Genomic DNA, 1,122 nt, shown 5'->3' with positions numbered 1-1,122 from the left:
AAACAGATAGTAGATTCTGTCGAGAAAATTGTCAGGCAATTCACCGTTGATTTGATCTCTGATCACGGAAAGTCTTTCACCGGCAGAAGGTCCTACGAATTCTGCGCAAGAGATTTCTCCAGCTAATCTTGAGCCTCTAATGGCTGCTTCGACAATCTGATTAACACCCTGCCCCTTTGCTGCATAGTAGTAGGCGAATCCGACTGAGAGGGAAGCTTCGAGAGCGAGATTCGTGTTATGAGTAGGAACTGCACAGTCTCTTATTACTTCGACTAGATGCTTTTCACTTTTGTTGAGACTACATAAGACTGGAGCAAGCACTCTCATTGGGGCCCACTGGTAGTGCCCAGACTCTCGAATTCCTCTTTGTTCTTGAAGGCTTCTATAGCTCTCTTAGTGCTTGGCCCTATGTAACCCTTCCCAACAGGATCACACTCGTCGACCCACCTGCAAAGAGCTTCCTTGACCGTCTCTTGTGAGAAGTTTCTTTTCTCATTGTAGAGCTTTATCAAGTAAAGCACCTGCTCTGTGTCGTCAGTTATCTGACCTCTTGCTAGATTTTTGTGGATAGGTGAGTGTTCCGGTTCTAGCAAATCACTTACGAACTCGAACCTGGTAGAGATTTGCCGGCGGGTCATGAATTCCGTTACCATTCCCATCGCATCGCCAACGGCAAATGCTTCAAGTGCCCTGAAAATCCTGTTCATTCTTCATCACGTTTTTTCACGCCAAGTCCTGCCCTTCCATTTGTTTTCACTTCGATTCCCTTGGATACTGAAAGATCCACCCTTGGATTTCCATCGATCACGCAGAAAGCTTCGAAGCCAGATAATCTTACTGTATCACTGTTAGTTAGAATGAACTGCTTGATATCCGCAGAGACTGTCTCGCCCGGTTCAACCATAGTTATTATCGGTCTTGAAGAGACAATCATTGCCGAGCTACAGCTTGAGTAAGGCAGCCAGCAAAGGAGACCGCTTACTGCCTTATAGGCGAACAATTGCTTAGTTTTTTTGGAAAATGGAGAAATAATGATTTGTGATGTACGAAAATGAGGCGAAACCTCCTCTCGGTTGATCTCCAATCTGCTTGTTTCTGAAGCGATTGATACAGGTTCTCTTG

The 1,122-nt window shown here is 45.3% G+C and carries 3 protein-coding genes; all 3 read right to left on the bottom strand.

Going from position 1 to position 1,122, the window contains the following annotated elements:
* Positions 1–327: ADP-ribosylglycohydrolase family protein (locus BG32_RS04370; RefSeq protein WP_147434824.1), on the bottom strand; the 327-nt coding region annotated here is incomplete at its 3' end.
* On the bottom strand, positions 324–707 hold the full coding sequence (locus BG32_RS04365; protein WP_121526461.1) for an ADP-ribosylglycohydrolase family protein: 384 nt from the start codon (positions 705–707) through the stop codon (positions 324–326). The genes BG32_RS04370 and BG32_RS04365, both read right to left, overlap by 4 nt.
* Positions 704–1,122 (bottom strand): hypothetical protein (locus BG32_RS04360; RefSeq protein ID WP_220660306.1); only part of this gene is annotated, 419 nt, incomplete at its 5' end. The genes BG32_RS04360 and BG32_RS04365, both read right to left, overlap by 4 nt.

Source organism: Mesotoga sp. HF07.pep.5.2.highcov, assembly GCF_003666285.1.
Lineage (GTDB): Bacteria > Thermotogota > Thermotogae > Petrotogales > Kosmotogaceae > Mesotoga > Mesotoga prima.
Note: the sequence above shows the minus strand (reverse complement) of the source record. Positions and strands in the feature narration are given on the sequence as shown.